The organism is Ancylobacter lacus (assembly GCF_018390635.1).
GTDB lineage: Bacteria > Pseudomonadota > Alphaproteobacteria > Rhizobiales > Xanthobacteraceae > Ancylobacter > Ancylobacter lacus.
In genome coordinates this window covers 51792-65421 of the sequence record NZ_JAHBGE010000064.1, presented here as the reverse complement: position 1 = coordinate 65421, position 13630 = coordinate 51792, and the positions used below count along the sequence as shown (strand labels likewise).

The 13630-nt window shown below is 68.4% G+C and carries 15 protein-coding genes and 1 tRNA gene; 7 read left to right on the top strand and 9 right to left on the bottom strand.

The annotated features are described in order from the left end of the window. Window positions 1-696, bottom strand: a complete 696-nt coding sequence (locus tag KHC27_RS16025) for a TIGR00266 family protein (RefSeq protein ID WP_213340391.1) — start codon at window positions 694-696, stop codon at window positions 1-3. A 211-nt stretch (window positions 697-907) separates the two neighbouring features. Between KHC27_RS16025 and KHC27_RS16020 the strand changes: the two genes are divergently transcribed. From KHC27_RS16020 to KHC27_RS16010, 3 genes are all read left to right on the top strand, one after another. Continuing rightward, the gene (locus tag KHC27_RS16020; protein WP_213340390.1) at window positions 908-1198 is read left to right on the top strand and encodes a hypothetical protein; all 291 of its coding nucleotides are present in this window, start codon (window positions 908-910) and stop codon (window positions 1196-1198) included. A 194-nt stretch (window positions 1199-1392) separates the two neighbouring features. After that, on the top strand, window positions 1393-2016 hold the full coding sequence (locus KHC27_RS16015; RefSeq protein WP_213340389.1) for a YoaK family protein: 624 nt from the start codon (window positions 1393-1395) through the stop codon (window positions 2014-2016). 200 nt (window positions 2017-2216) lie between these two features. After that, a complete protein-coding gene (locus KHC27_RS16010) occupies window positions 2217-2474 on the top strand; it encodes a YMGG-like glycine zipper-containing protein (RefSeq protein ID WP_213340388.1) in 258 nt (85 codons plus the stop codon). Window positions 2475-2536: 62 nt separating this feature from the next. Here the strand turns inward: KHC27_RS16010 and KHC27_RS16005 are convergent, their stop codons facing one another. The 7 genes from KHC27_RS16005 to KHC27_RS15975 form a co-directional block, all read right to left on the bottom strand. Then, window positions 2537-2821 carry a hypothetical protein gene (locus tag KHC27_RS16005; RefSeq protein ID WP_213340387.1) on the bottom strand — a complete coding sequence of 95 codons (285 nt, stop codon included), beginning with the start codon at window positions 2819-2821 and terminating at the stop codon, window positions 2537-2539. 212 nt (window positions 2822-3033) lie between these two features. Next, window positions 3034-3414, bottom strand: a complete 381-nt coding sequence (locus KHC27_RS16000; protein ID WP_213340386.1) for a hypothetical protein — start codon at window positions 3412-3414, stop codon at window positions 3034-3036. Window positions 3415-3794: 380 nt separating this feature from the next. Beyond that, the gene (locus KHC27_RS15995) at window positions 3795-7280 is read right to left on the bottom strand and encodes a class I SAM-dependent DNA methyltransferase (protein ID WP_213340385.1); all 3486 of its coding nucleotides are present in this window, start codon (window positions 7278-7280) and stop codon (window positions 3795-3797) included. A 165-nt stretch (window positions 7281-7445) separates the two neighbouring features. Next, window positions 7446-8276, bottom strand: a complete 831-nt coding sequence (locus KHC27_RS15990; RefSeq protein WP_213340384.1) for a tyrosine-type recombinase/integrase — start codon at window positions 8274-8276, stop codon at window positions 7446-7448. Between the two features lie 126 nt (window positions 8277-8402). After that, a complete protein-coding gene (locus tag KHC27_RS15985; RefSeq protein WP_343210930.1) occupies window positions 8403-8546 on the bottom strand; it encodes a helix-turn-helix transcriptional regulator in 144 nt (47 codons plus the stop codon). After that, entirely contained in the window at window positions 8537-8917 is a 381-nt protein-coding gene (locus KHC27_RS15980; protein ID WP_213340383.1) for an Arm DNA-binding domain-containing protein, read from the bottom strand. Before KHC27_RS15980 ends, KHC27_RS15985 begins: the two co-directional genes overlap by 10 nt. 165 nt (window positions 8918-9082) lie before the next feature. Further along, window positions 9083-9167, bottom strand: a tRNA-Leu gene (locus tag KHC27_RS15975). A gap of 286 nt (window positions 9168-9453) precedes the next feature. Here KHC27_RS15975 and KHC27_RS15970 point away from each other — a divergent pair. After that, window positions 9454-10455, top strand: coding sequence for a complex I NDUFA9 subunit family protein (locus tag KHC27_RS15970; protein WP_246520009.1), 1002 nt, complete (start codon window positions 9454-9456; stop codon window positions 10453-10455). A gap of 97 nt (window positions 10456-10552) precedes the next feature. Here KHC27_RS15970 and KHC27_RS15965 read toward each other — a convergent pair whose 3' ends face one another. Continuing rightward, entirely contained in the window at window positions 10553-11356 is an 804-nt protein-coding gene (locus tag KHC27_RS15965; protein ID WP_213340381.1) for an undecaprenyl-diphosphate phosphatase, read from the bottom strand. Between the two features lie 265 nt (window positions 11357-11621). On the opposite strand from KHC27_RS15965, the gene KHC27_RS15960 reads away from it, so the two are divergent. From KHC27_RS15960 to rplT, 3 genes are all read left to right on the top strand, one after another. After that, on the top strand, window positions 11622-12767 hold the full coding sequence (locus KHC27_RS15960; protein WP_213340380.1) for an SH3 domain-containing protein: 1146 nt from the start codon (window positions 11622-11624) through the stop codon (window positions 12765-12767). A 215-nt stretch (window positions 12768-12982) separates the two neighbouring features. Further along, window positions 12983-13183 (top strand): 50S ribosomal protein L35, encoded by a 201-nt coding sequence (rpmI, locus tag KHC27_RS15955; RefSeq protein ID WP_213340379.1) that lies wholly within the window; start codon window positions 12983-12985, stop codon window positions 13181-13183. Window positions 13184-13217: 34 nt separating this feature from the next. Beyond that, window positions 13218-13586 carry a 50S ribosomal protein L20 gene (rplT, locus tag KHC27_RS15950; RefSeq protein WP_213340378.1) on the top strand — a complete coding sequence of 123 codons (369 nt, stop codon included), beginning with the start codon at window positions 13218-13220 and terminating at the stop codon, window positions 13584-13586. The last annotated feature ends 44 nt before the right edge of the window (window positions 13587-13630 follow it).

The window sequence follows — 13630 nt, the reverse complement described above, 5'->3', positions numbered from 1 at the left end:
TCACCCCTGCCGGGCCGGCAGGTAGGGCGCCACGGCATGGGCCACGCCCGGCACGCTGAGGGTCTGCAGCCACACCCGGCCGGGACCGCCGAGGCGGACGAGGAAAAGGCCGTCGCCACCAAACAGCGCGTTGCGGACGCCGCGGATCATCGTCAGCTCGAAGGCGACGCTCTCCTCGAACAGGCCGACATGGCCGGGATGAACGAGAATCTCCTGCCCAGCCTCGAGTGTGTAGGCGACGAGCTCGCCGCCCAGCTCGATAAAGGCGGTGCCGGAGCCGGCAAGCTTCTGCAGGACGAATCCCTCGCCGCCGAACAGGCCGGCGCCGAGGCTCTGCTGGAAGGCGCTCGACAGCTCGATCCCCGGCGTACCGCAGACGAAACCGTGGCGATGGGTGAGATAGCCCCGCCCCGGCGCGACCTCCACCTCGATCATGCTGCCCGGCAGCTTCGCGGCGAAGGCGACATTGCCCGGCCCGCGGGCGGCGTGGAACTCGGTCATGAACAGCCCGGCGCCCGAGACGACGCGGCTGAGCAGGCCGAATAGCCCGCCGGCGCCGCCGCCCGACGTGCTGGTGGTCATCTCGATGTCGCCCGACATCCACGACAGCTGGTCCGGCACGCCGACGATCCGCTCGCCGGGGTCGAGGCTGATCTCAAGGACGGGAAGGGTGGTGCCGATGATCTTCGACCGCATCGCGAACTCTCCAGGCCGCATCGTCCCGGCGGCATGAGGCCGGGGACGGGATGCGGGGTAAACCATGTTGGCGGGACGGCGTAGGCATCCCGACACACTCACGATAGCTTGATCGCGCGGCAGGATCCCAGTCACGCGGACGGCACGTTCTTCCGGTCGTCCGGCGTCACCGCGCCGGGCCGCGCTGTTCCCGCTCTGCTCGGAGACCGACATGTCTGTCTTACGCAACACCTCCCTCACGGCGGCGCTGGTGCTGGGCCTCGGCCTGGCCGCCGGCACCGCGCAGGCCGGCATCGCCACGCCGGCCACCGCCACCGCGGCACCCTCGGTGGCCACCACCGAGAATGTCCGCTGGGTCTGCGGCGTGTTCCACTGCTGGTGGCGCCCCAATGCCCCGGGCTTCTGGGTCACCCCGGGCTATGCCCGCGGCTGGGGTCCGCCGCCCGGCCCGCGCTGCTTCTGGCGCCGCGGCTGGGGCGGCTGGAACCGCGTCTGCCCCTGAGCCGACCTTGCACCACACGTCCGCCGCCGGCCCAACCCGCGGCGGACGACGGCGCCGGGACAGGGCCGCCCGGGCTGCCCCGCCCCCCGCGCCAGCCCGGCGCCCGCCAAGGACCCGTCGTGTCAGAACGCACCCTGCGGGAGCCCGCGGCCCCACAGACGCCCCCCGCCGCACGGCCGCTCCAGAGCGGGGCAATGCCGACCCTTCTCGCCAGCGCGATCACCGCGGTCGCGGGCTATGTCGACGCGGTCGGCTACGCCCACATGGGCAATCTCTATCTCTCCTTCATGAGCGGCAATTCGACCCGGCTCGGCCTTGCCCTCGGCGAGGCGAAGCTCGACGCGATCGCCAGCGCCGCCGCGGTGATCGGCCTGTTCGTGCTCGGCGCGGTGCTCGGCACGCTTCTCGGCGACGCCCTGCCCACGCGCCGGATCACCGCGACGCTGGCGGCGGAGGCCGCGCTGTTCGCGCTGGGGGCCGGCCTGCTGGCGGGCGGCATCGGCTTTTCCGCGCTGCTGCCCCTCGCGGGGGCGATGGGAATGCAGAACACCATTCACCAGACCGTCCACGGCGCCGACATCGGCAAGAGCTTCGTCACCGGTGCGCTGTTCTCGCTCGGCCAGTCGCTGGCGCTGGCGCTGCGCGGGCGGGCGAGCGCCGCGGCCTGCGCCTTCTACGCCCTGTCCTGGGCCCTGTTCGTCACCGGCGCCGCCCTTGGCGTGACCCTGCTCGGGCGGCTGGGCCTCGAAACCGCCGTCGCGGCGGCCGGCGGGGCGCTGCTGCTGCTGGCTCTCCTGGCGGCCTGGAAGCGGCTCTAGCGCGCGGGCGGAACGTCCCGACGCATCGTGGAGCACCCCGACGATCCCTTGCCGTTTCGCCCCCGCCCCGCCGACGTAGCGTCATGCCGCAAGGGCTGGTAACGCTGGTGCCGACCTCGCGACGCAGGCGGGGCTGCCGCACACGGCGCGAGGGGACGCCGGCCCGGCAGGGCAACGGAGTTCCCCCCGGGAGGCGGACCATGTTGAAGATTCTGGCCATCGCAGTGCTGGCCCTGTCGGTTGCCGGCTGCACCACGACCCAGCGCCGTGCGGGCACCGGCGCCCTGATCGGCGGCGGCGCGGGCGCCGTCATCGGCGGCATCGCCGGCGGCGGGACCGGCGCCGCCTGGGGCGCGGGCATCGGCGCCGCGACGGGCGCGGCGGTCGGCGCCCTCACCGCCCCCAAGGAATGCTGGGGCCGCGACCGCTACGGCAACAAGGTGCGGGTGAGCTGCTGATCCCGCCTCAGGCGTGCGCACCGCCCCCCGCGCGAGGGCGGTGCGCACGCCGCGGGACCACGTCAGTGGTTGGAGTGCTGCTCCACGCAGAAATAGCCCACCGGGCATTCCGCCTGGTCGGAGGTCTGCAGCCAGGCCGGCTTCACCGTCTGCATCGAGCTGCAGTATTTCCCGTCGGAGACATAGCGCGAATACGCCACCGGCCCGGTGCCGATGACCGCCTCGCCGCGCTCGCGCACCATCGTCTGCGCCGCGGCGCAGGTCATGTTCAGCGAGTTCGGCACATCCTGCGCGGAGGCCGCGGAGGCCGCGAGGAGAAAGGGAACGCAGAGCACGAGGTTTCGCATGGTGCACCTTCAGGAACAGGCGATTTGCAGCGGGGACAGGCGGTCGGCCGGCAGGAAAGGCTCTCGGAGAGGCGGTCGGCCTGGAGGGGCCGCCGGCCATTCCTTCCTCAAGGTCAGACACCACATCCGCGCGGCGGTTTCCATGCCCTTTGCCGCCAGAATGGTGATTTCGCCGTTCCCGAAAGCGTCATCGCTCCGCCCCGGCGCCGCCGTCACGGCATGAAGGGCGGTCCCCACGGGCCGAAGTCGAAGGCGGCGTTCTCGTTCATCATCGCCGTCATCTGCTGCTCATTGGCCAGCTTCTGCTGGAACATCATCTGCTGGTAGGCCTGCAGATTGTCCTGGCTGCCGTAGTAGATGCAGCCGCAGGCGGTGGGGTCGGCATAGAGGAACACCGGCTGGCCGTTCTGGCTCTGGGCCACGAACTGGTGCGGCGGCAGCGACTTCATGGACGCCACCTTTTCCGGGGTGTCGGCGAGGCGGATGCGGAAGCCGGCCGCGACCAGCAGGTTCTCGCGGTTCTGCTCATCGGTCACGCAGGCCGCGGTGGTCAGGCCGAGCAGGGCCAGGGCGGCGACGGTCAGCAACTTCACGCGCGCATACTCCTCTTTCCACACCGCGGCGCTTCGCCGGAAGCCTCGGCGGCTCCGAGCCCATAGCAGGCTTCCGCCCCGCCGTCATGATGACGGAACGGACGGACACGAAAAGCCCGGCCCTCCCGACACATAGAGCCAGGGGAGTTCAGCATTTCGGTATCATAGGGTAAGGCGCCCTCGGCGGGATTCCGCGAGGAATCGTCCTTGGAATAAAGGACGAATGGTGCCGGGAGAGGACTCGACTGAAATGATTAGTGTATTGATATAGATAAATCTTTTTCCGCCATGTAAATCACATACCCCCAGAACTACCCCCACGGGTTAATCGCCAGGCGGTGCCGAGGCGCTTCAGGTGCCATCCATCGCCCGCCACCGCCTCACGCGACGCGGCGGAACATGAAGCTGCGGCCGTCGCGGCTGCTGGCGAAGCCCATGCGGACGAGGGAGGCGAGGGTTGCCTGCACCTGCGGTTCGGCGCGCTTGCCCTGCCGGAAGCCGGCAGCGATGGAGGCGGCGTCCACGGGGGCGGAAGCGTTGGCCAGCGCGGCCATGACGGCGGCGGTGCGCTCCACCTCGCCGGTGGGGAATGGCGGCTTCTGCTCCTTGGCGGCGTCCACCACCAGCATCATGCTGTCCTGCGCCTCGGTCGGCTGCACGGAGACGGCGAGGCCGGCGCGGGCCTTCTGATAGTCCGGCCGCAGCCAGCGGATCAGGCCCCGCGCCTCCTCCTTCGCCCGCTCCTTGTTGAGGGCGACGAGGCGGGCGATGATCTCCTCATCCGAGAGGTCGCGCGGCCAGCCATAGGCGTCGAAGACGAGGCCATCGAGCCGGTCGTGCAGCTCTTTCAGGATCAGCACCAGCCCCTCGTCGCGGATGCGCCGGTCGTCCTCGTCCAGCGCCGCGCCGGCCTTGAGCTTCTCCAGCACATTGTACATCTGGGTGAGCGTGAGGCGCGGATGCTCCGCCTGCCGGGCCTTGCGGAAGGCGTCCAGCTCCTCGGCAACGGCGCGGATGTCGGCCTTCAGCGCCTCGGAGGCGTCCGGAAAGGGGAAGGGGTCGAAAACCTTCGATTTCACGTAAACGGAGTCATTCCCGACCCCGAGCCAGCCCCCAGCGCGCATGGCCCACGTCACATGCGCCTGAGATAACAATACAGCCAAGAAATAGGCATCATCTAACGCTAGGCAAATCAGCTTGTTGTCTGGAAGGATGCTAGGCGGAAGGAACTGAAACACCCGGTGTCGGGATGTCTCCACAGTCGCGATGTACCTCGAAAGGTGTCTCAGAGCCGGTCGAAACTCGGAGCGAGGCTCACCAAATACCCACCAGTTGGTACGGTACGTTTCACGATTGTTCGCGTCCCGCCCATTCGGGCGCCCGTCTGGGCCTGTGCTCTCTTTCACTGTCGCAACAACGTGTTGGTAGACCTCTGGAAAACGCAGGCGAACCTCGTCCGCATTCAGACCAAACAGGTCGATGGCCATGACCTCACGGGGACGCGCCATTAAGTCCCGGCCGTTGCGGTACTCGCGAATGTGGCGGTCAAGTCCCGGCCGCTTCCCCAGCCCCAACGCTTCGGCTTCTGAGGGCGTCACGATAAAGCCCGCGCCGTGTAGCTTCATTCCCGGCGAGCATACGAAATCGTTCGCCTGTAAGGGGTGTGCTGCTGTCACATCGGCACCGACCGTAAGGTCGGCATTGATGGGGCCAACGGCTTCACGGAGCTCCACAAGCGGCGTATCGCTGCTTAGCCCCTCCTCGCGCACCACCTCATACAGCACGCCCTCGTGCTTGCCGGCCGCCGCGACCGTCATGGCGATGCGCACCGCCGCCGCGTCGCGCGTCACCTTGGTCCAGGGGTGGTCCGGTATCGCCATCAGCAGGGAAATGGGCTTCTTCGCCTTCATCCGCGCCGTCATGACGCGGCGGGAGAATTCCTGCGTGATGGAATTGGTGGTGACGAAGCCGAAGCGCCGCAGCTTGCTGCCCCGCCGGGTCAGCAGGTCCGCCGCGCGGTCCCACCAATACATGACGAAATCCGCGCTCTCGTTCATGTGCGGGTGCGCCGCCCACAGCGCCTTGGCGTAGCCGTCACCCAGCCGGCCGCGAATGTCCTTGCCGCCGATAAAGGGCGGGTTGCCGACGATGTACTCCGCCTCCGGCCAGGACGGCAGGCGCGGGTTGCGGAAGGTGAGCACCGGCACGCGGCGCCCTTCCGCGTCCGTCTGCATCACCTTCTGTCCGGCCGCGTCCCGCGCCGGCTCGGCGCCGTCGTGCATCAGCACCGCGTCCATCGCCTTGATGGTGCGGAAGTCGCGCAGAATGGGCTCGGTGGGCTGGCCGCCCTGGGTGCGGAAGAACCACTGCAGGAAGCCGATCCACACCACCAGCTCGGCAATGGCGGCGGCGTGCGGGTTCAGCTCCAGCCCCAGGAACTGGTGCGGGTCGATGGTGTGGCGGTCGAGGCCGAGGGCTTCCTGTCCGCCGAGGTCCGCCACCGCCTCCAGCACCTCGCCCTCAAGCCGCTTCATCAGCTCCAGCGCGACATAAAGGAAGTTGCCGGTGCCGCAGGCGGGGTCCAGCACCCGCACCGCGCACAGCCGGGCGTGGAACTTCGAGACCTCGTCCAAGGCGCCGGCGGGGTTGCCGGCCGCGCTCAGGCGCTCGGCGGTGGCGCGCACATGGTCCCATTCCTCACGCAGCGGCTCGATCAGCGTGGCGATGACGAGACGTTCGACATAGGCGCGCGGGGTGTAATGTGCCCCGAGCTTGCGCCGCTCCACCGGGTCCAGCGCCTGCTCCAGCAGCGTGCCGAAAATGGCCGGCTCCACCTCACGCCAATTCGCCCGCGCCGCCTCATACAGCTCGCCGATTTCGTCACGCGGCAGCGGCAGCACGGTGCGGTCTTTGAAGAGGTAGCCGTTGAACTTCTTCACCTTGGCCTCGATGGCATAGGCGAACTCGCCCTTGTCCATCGCCTCCCAGAGCTGCCCCACCAGCGCGGGAAACAGGTCGGGCTTGGCCCGGCACCGCTCCAGCACGCCCTTGAAGCTCTCTTTCGGAATAAGCTCCACATCCTCCGCGAACATGGTGAAGAGGCAGCGCATGAGGAAAGCGGCGATGGCCTCGCGCCGGTGACGCGGTGCGTTGTCAGCCCCGCGCTGCTCCTCAAGGAATTTCGACACGCGGGCGAGGCGCTCGGCAATGTCGCGCGTGACCTTGGCGGCGCGCCTGGTGGGATCAAGGCTGTGCGGATCGGTCCAGATCAGACGAAGGCGCTCGCGCACCTCCTCCGAGCGCAGATCGGTGAGGAAGATGCGGAAACCTTGCCGATCCGGGAACTGGGCATAGTTCTTCCCCTGCCCGGAGAAGTCCGCATACAGCTCCAGACAGTGGCCCACGTCGCAGACGATGAGGAAGGGCGGCCATCCCTCGGCAGGCGGCAGGGCTTTGGCATAGTCTTCCGCCTGACGGCGGGCGTTCATCATGAGCACGTCCCAGCGCCGGCTCTCGCGCCGCCCCTGCGGCAGCTCGTTCGGGGCGAACAGGCCCTGCTGCGGCGCGCCCGCCGCCGTGCCGGCGGCCTTCGGCCCCGCGCCCTGCCGGCTCTGCTTGGCCTCAAGCACGAAACAGCCGCGCTTGTAGAGATCAATGCGGCCTTTCGCGGTGGACCCGTCCGGCTCGCGGAAGGTCACCGCCCGCTCGAACACATAGGCGTTCAGCTCGGTGGCGTGCCCGGCCGGTTCCGGCGGAGGAACGCCGATAACCGCGCAAAGCTCCGACAGGAACAACGCATAGTTCGCCCGCTCCTGCCCTCCCTCACGGGCGCTCCAGCGGGAAATGAAAGGCTCGATCAATGACATTGGGCGTCCGGCCGGAAAGGTTTTCCAAGGTAAGCCGTTCCAACGCCGGCCCGCAACGCGGTTGTCGCTGTCCCGGACGGTGTTTGTTGCACCCGTGCCGGTCAGCCCGGCGCATGGAGCCGCCTCCGGGCGAGAATGGCGCTGATCTCGATAAGCGCCACGTCATCATCTCTGGCATAGGGAAACGCCATCGCGCCGATAACCTCGCCCTGCCGGTGCGGGTCGATCTTGCCGTAGCTCGTGAGGGTGGTGGTGGCGATGTTCTCGTGGCCGAGATTCTGGCTCCAGGCGCGCAGTTGCCGGCGTGCGGCACATGGTCTGCGCGAGGTGGCCAAGCGTGTGGCGAAAGGAGTGCGGCGGGAAATAGGGCAGGCCGGCGCGGGTGAAGGCCTGCCGGAAGATGGCGCGGATCGGCGAGGCGTCGCTCCAATGCGCCCGCTCGATGCCGTGTGGCGTGAAGGCGAGGTCCGCCCCCTGTCCGATGCACGTGCGGGGAAACAGCGGATCGGTGGGGCCGAAAAGATGCACCTCGCGCAGCTTGCGCGCCCAGTCGGTGACGATGGCGGCAAGGTCATCGCCGAGCGGGAGGAAGTAGGTGGCGATGGCCTTGGCGAACTTGGTTTCCACACGGTTCGGCTCCTGCCGCACCAGCGGCGGTGACTTGGCGAGGTCGAGGTCGCGCAGGGACAGTGACGCCATGGCGCGGTCGCGCATCCCGGGGAGAATGGCGAAGGCGAGGAGGGCGCGGTTGCGCCGCTCAATGGGCGTTTCCTCCGGCATGGCGGCAAGGGCGGCGCGAATCTGTTCGAGGCTCGGATAATCCCGGAGCTTCGCGGCCTTGGCCTTCGCCGCGTCTTTGCGCGACGGGTTGAGATAGTCGATATCCGTGATGTGCAGCTTGGACATGAAGCCGGGGCGCCACGCCAGCCAGAGGAAGAACTCTTTGACGGCGGTGAGCGTCGCGGTGTGCGTCGCCGCGCTCAGGGGCTCAGCCACCGCCTCACCGTGTTGCGATGGGTGCCGAGGCGCTTGGCCAATTCCGCGACGTCGCAGGTGGCGGCCTGCTTCACCCGCTGCACGGGAAGCCGTCGCTGCGGCCGTTTCATCCGCGCCGGCATCCACTCAGGCGCTCCGGCGGCCGGCGATGCGCTCGGCAATCCAGGCGTCAATTTCGCTCTCGATCCACGCCACGCAGCGGTCAGAAAGGGCGATGGGCTCGGGAAAGCGGCCCTCGCGCATGTAGGCGTAGATGGTGCTCAGAGCCACCGCGCTTGTGCCGCGTGGCGGCAGCAACACCTTCGTTCCAGCTTGGTTAGAAGCTCTTCGGCGATGGCGCGGAAAGTGTTTGTGACAGCGGCCTTGGCCTTCTGCCGCGCTTCCTTCTTCAGGGCGGACGGGTCGAGGCCATCGGCAAGCTGACGCCGCGCCTCCGTGCGCCGCCCGCGGGCCTTGGCGAGTGTCACATCGGGATAGGGGCCGATGGCGAGGAGCTTCTCGCTCCCTCCGACACGATATTTCAAACGCCAGAGGCGCGAGCCGGTCGGATTCACCAGGAGGTAGAGGTCACCACCGTCAGCGAGCTTGTAGGGCTTCGTGGTGGGTTTGGCGGTGCGGACGGCTAGTTCGGCAAGCGCCATGGGGGGGCGGGATCAGATGGGATTTTTCTGCGATACCCCCAAAAATACCCCCAACTGTGCTGGCTTCCAACGGAAAAAACTGGAGCTTCCCGGAACCTCTTGGCTCGGGGAATCCAGCATTTTCAACGCTTCTAGGAAGTACCTGACCTTGGTAAAAGGATCAGATGGTGCCCAGGAGAGGACTCGAACCTCCACGGTGTTACCCACTGGTACCTGAAACCAGCGCGTCTACCAATTCCGCCACCTGGGCACGTGCTCGTCGGGCGAGCGGGGCGAGACATAGTCGGGCGCACTCCACCTTGTCAACGAGGCTGATGGAATTCTTCGCACCGATCCACATGGCCGTCACATTTCACGGCCCGCGAGGGGCATCGCTGGCGGCCGTTCGCGGCGTGGCGACCCGCCGGCATTTGCGCCAGAAGCGCGTCCCGGCCGGCCGGGACGCTGGACGCTCGCGCGCGGGCGCGCTAATCGTCGTTCCAGCTTAGGAAAAGCGCCGGGAGAACGCGATGGCAGAGCCTGTGAAGTCTGACGACATGCCGTTGCCCAGCGAGGCGGAGCTGCTCGCGCGGTCGGCGCCGATGTCGCGGCTCGTCACGGTGTATGGCGGCTCCGGCTTCATCGGCCGCCATGTGGTGCGGGCGCTGGCCCGGCAGGGCTGGCGGGTGCGCGTCGCGGTGCGGCGGCCCGATCTCGCCGGCCACCTCCAGCCGCTCGGCATGGTCGGGCAGATCGCCCCGGTGCAGGCCAATCTGCGCTACCCCGCCTCGGTGTTGCGGGCGGCCGAGGGCGCCGAGGTGGTGATCAACCTTGTGGGCATCCTGCATGAGAGCGGCCGGCAGAGCTTCGAGGCGGTTCAGGATTTCGGCGCGCGGCAGGTAGCGCGGGCGGCCCGCGAGACCGGCGCCCGGCTGATCCACCTCTCCGCGATCGGCGCCGACGCGCAGTCCGGTTCCGCCTATGCCCGCACCAAGGCGGCGGGCGAGGCCGCGGTGTTCGAGGCCCGGCCGGACGCCGTGGTGTTCCGCCCCTCCATCGTGTTCGGGCCGGAAGACGATTTCTTCAACCGCTTCGCCGCCCTCTCCCGGCTGATGCCGGCGCTGCCGCTGATCGGCGGCGGACACACCCGGTTCCAGCCGGTCTTCGTCGGCGATGTCGCCGCCGCCATCCTCAAGGCGGTGGACGAGGAAGCCCGGCCCGGCACGGTCTATGAGCTGGGCGGCCCGGAGGTGCGCAGCTTCCGCGAGCTGATGGAGACGATGCTGGCGCAGATCGGGCGCAAGCGCCCGCTGGTGCCGCTGCCCTTCGGGATCGCGGACCTGCAGGCCCGCCTGCTGGAACTGCTGCCCAACCCGCTGCTGACCCGCGACCAGGTGAAGCTGCTCGCCCGCGACAACGTCGTCTCCGAGGCGGCCAAGGCCGAGGGCCGGACGCTGGAGGGCCTCGGCCTTCAGGCGGCGACGCTCGGCGCGGTGCTGCCGGGCTATCTCTGGCGCTACCGCAAGGCCGGCCAGTTCAGCCGCGCCGAGGAAGCCTGAGTTTCCGCCGCGCGCAGGCGCCGCGGCAGCGCCATCGGAACGGGAAGACAGGGGAGGCTCGCGCCTCCCCTTTTTGTTGGCGGAAGGTGGCGGCGGCTCAGCCGACCAGCGCCAGCGCGATGAGGCCGACGCCGCCCACCAGGATGCGCCACCAGCCGAACGGGGTCAGCCCGTGCCGGGAGACGAAGGCGATCAGCCCCTTGACCACGATGACCGCGGTGATGAAGGCCGCCACGAAGCCGACCCCGATGATGAGGCCGTCGTCGAGGGTCAGCAGGCTGCGGTTCTTGTAGAGATCGTAGGTGAAGGCGCCCGCCATGGTCGGCAGGGCGAGGAAGAAGGAGAACTCCGCCGCCGCCGGCTTGCTCGCCCCCATCAGCAGCCCGCCCACGATGGTGGAGCCGGAGCGCGACACGCCCGGCACCATGGCGAGGCACTGCACCAGACCGATTCGGAAGGCCAGCGAGGGCGGGAAGGCCATGGCGTCGGTATAGCGCGGCTTGAACGACAGCGTGTCCACCCACAGCAGCACGATGCCGCCGAGAATCAGCATGATGCAGATCAGCGCCGGCGATTCGAACAGCACGCTCTTGATGAAGCCATGGGCAAGCCCGCCAATGACCGCCGCGGGCAGGAAGGCGATGAGAATGCCCAGCACGAAGCTGCGCGAGCGCGGGCTTGACGGCAGCGTGACCAGAACCTGCCAGAACCGGCTGAAATAGACCGTGACGATGGCGAGGATGGCGCCGAGCTGGATCAGCACCTCGAACGTCTTGCCGGCACTTTCGAAGCCGAGGAAATAGCCCGCGAGCAGGATGTGGCCGGTCGAGGAAACCGGGAGGAACTCCGTCAGGCCTTCAAGAAGGCCGAGCAGGAGGGCTTCGAGCAGAGTGCCGAGCATAGGCTGGGATTCCGGGTACAGGAGCGCAGGGAATGGGAGGATGGCCTGTGCATCCTGTCCGCTTCGCGACATGCAGGCAATGTGCCGTGGTATCGAGTTTCCCCGCTTCCGGCGCAGGCCCGACACCGCGGCACCACGAAGCCGCCGCATGGACGGTGAGGAATCGTGCGGTCGGCGCAGAAGGAACGCTTTGCGAGGCGGGCGTGTTCAGGGCGTGCTTCGCGTATTGTTTCAGGGGCGTGCTCGGCACGCAGGGAGTGTCTTGATGAGAATCGTCGCCGCCGGCCTTGGCGCTGCCCTGGCCCTCCTCGCTGGCACCGGCGCCGCGCTGGCCGTGAGCGGGTTCGTCACCACCAACGTCAATCTGCGCTCGGGCCCCGGCACGGCCTACCCCCCGGTCGCGGTGCTGCCGCAGGGCACGCCGCTGGAAGTCCATGGCTGCCTTGAGGACATCTCATGGTGCGACATCGAACTCGGCGGCTCCCGCGGCTGGGTCGCGGGCAGCTATATCGGCTACTACTATCAGGGCCGGCCGGTCGATTTTCCCGATTATGCGCCGCGGCTGGGCGTGCCGATCGTGGCGTTCAGCTTCAACGACTACTGGGGCCGCTACTACCGCCGGCAGCCCTGGTACACCACGCAGGACCGCTGGGGCCGGCCCGGCTATCCCCCGCCGGGCGGCTGGAACCAGGCCCCTCCCCCGCGCTCCAGCGGCTGGGACAATGGCTATGGCAACCCGCCGCCACAGGGGGGCTGGAACGGCAATGGCCGCCCGCCGCAGGGCTGGGACAATGGCTATGGCAATCCGCCGCCGCAGGGGGGCTGGAACGGCAATGGCCGCCCGCCCCAGGGCTGGAACAATGGCTATGGCAACCAGCCTTCACAGGGTGGCTGGAACGGCAATGGCCGTCCGCCTCAGGGCTGGAACGGCTATGACAACCGGCCGCCACAGGGGGGCTGGAACGGCCAGAACGGCAGACCGCCGCAGGGCGGGAACGGACAGGGCGGAAATCCCCCGCAAAATCGCCCGCCGGGGCAGGGACAGCCACAGGGACAGCCGCCGCAGGGACAGCCGCAGGGGCAAGGCCAGCCGCAGGGGCAGAACCGGCCGCCTCAGCAGGGGCAGGGGCAGCCTCAGCAGGGGCAGGTTCAGAACCGGCCGCCCCAAGGCCAAGGCCAGCCGCAGCCGCAGCCGCAGCCGCAGCAACAGCCACAACCCCAGCCACAGCCTCAGCCACAGCCTCAACCTCAGCAGCAGCCCCAACCCCAGCCGCAGTCTCAACCGCAGCCCCAGCCCCAGCCGCAGGGCCAGCCTCAGGGACAGAAGCAGCAGCCGGTGCGCGGCCGCGGCGTCGACAAGACCGGCGGGTGCCAGCGCATTCCCGGTTCGGTGTGCGACAACGGCAACTGACCGGCACGCACCCGCCGTCCGCACGGCCCCGCGCGGACGGCACCTCTCCACCGTCCCGCCCGCGCGGGGCCTTGTAATCCCGGGCCGCCTCCTGTAGAGGGAGCGGCCTTACCGAACCGACCGGCTACAAGGGCTGCCGTGGCGGTTCGAACGCTCACACTAAATTGGGCCGTACGCCCCTCCGGGGGAAGCGTCGGCCGTGGAGACAGAGCCAAATGCCCAAGATGAAGACCAAGTCCGGAGCGAAGAAGCGCTTCAAGCTCTCCGGCACCGGCAAGGTGATCATGGCCCAGGCGAACAAGCGCCATGGCATGATCAAGCGCACCAACAAGCAGATCCGCGACCAGCGCGGCACCACGATCATGTCCGAGCGTGATGCCCAGAATGTTCGCAAGTTCTTTCTGCCCAACGGCTGACGCCAGCCTCGCCAGTTAGCCCAGGAGATCTCCCATGGCCCGTGTCAAACGCGGCGTAACCTCGCATGCCAAGCACAAGAAGGTGCTGAAGGCCGCGAAGGGTTACTTCGGCCGCCGCAAGAATACCATCCGCGTCGCCAAGCAGGCGGTGGAGAAGGCGCAGCAATACGCCTATCGCGACCGCAAGGTGAAGAAGCGCAACTTCCGCGCGCTCTGGATCCAGCGCATCAACGCGGCCACCCGTGAGCTCGGCTTCACCTATGGCCGATTTATCGACGGTCTCGGCAAGGCCGGGATCGAGGTCGACCGCAAGGTGCTCTCGGATATCGCCATCCACGAGCCCGAGGCCTTCAAGGCCCTGGTCGATCAGGCGAAGGCCGCGCTGGAAGCCCAGCCGGCCTGATTTCCCGAAACTGCCGGGACCCGACACGAAAGAGCCCCGCGCGC

Bases quoted from the DNA above. Each gene is read 5' to 3' on its own strand.
- KHC27_RS16025 (WP_213340391.1), bottom strand. From the start codon at position 696: ATGCGGTCGAAGATCATCGGCACCACCCTTCCCGTCCTTGAGATCAGC.
- KHC27_RS16020 (WP_213340390.1), top strand. From the start codon at position 908: ATGTCTGTCTTACGCAACACCTCCCTCACGGCGGCGCTGGTGCTGGGC.
- KHC27_RS16015 (WP_213340389.1), top strand. From the start codon at position 1,393: ATGCCGACCCTTCTCGCCAGCGCGATCACCGCGGTCGCGGGCTATGTC.
- KHC27_RS16010 (WP_213340388.1), top strand. From the start codon at position 2,217: ATGTTGAAGATTCTGGCCATCGCAGTGCTGGCCCTGTCGGTTGCCGGC.
- KHC27_RS16005 (WP_213340387.1), bottom strand. From the start codon at position 2,821: ATGCGAAACCTCGTGCTCTGCGTTCCCTTTCTCCTCGCGGCCTCCGCG.
- KHC27_RS15995 (WP_213340385.1), bottom strand. From the start codon at position 7,280: ATGTCATTGATCGAGCCTTTCATTTCCCGCTGGAGCGCCCGTGAGGGA.
- KHC27_RS15980 (WP_213340383.1), bottom strand. From the start codon at position 8,917: ATGGCGCTTGCCGAACTAGCCGTCCGCACCGCCAAACCCACCACGAAG.
- KHC27_RS15970 (WP_246520009.1), top strand. From the start codon at position 9,454: ATGCCGTTGCCCAGCGAGGCGGAGCTGCTCGCGCGGTCGGCGCCGATG.
- KHC27_RS15965 (WP_213340381.1), bottom strand. From the start codon at position 11,356: ATGCTCGGCACTCTGCTCGAAGCCCTCCTGCTCGGCCTTCTTGAAGGC.
- KHC27_RS15960 (WP_213340380.1), top strand. From the start codon at position 11,622: ATGAGAATCGTCGCCGCCGGCCTTGGCGCTGCCCTGGCCCTCCTCGCT.
- rpmI (WP_213340379.1), top strand. From the start codon at position 12,983: ATGCCCAAGATGAAGACCAAGTCCGGAGCGAAGAAGCGCTTCAAGCTC.
- rplT (WP_213340378.1), top strand. From the start codon at position 13,218: ATGGCCCGTGTCAAACGCGGCGTAACCTCGCATGCCAAGCACAAGAAG.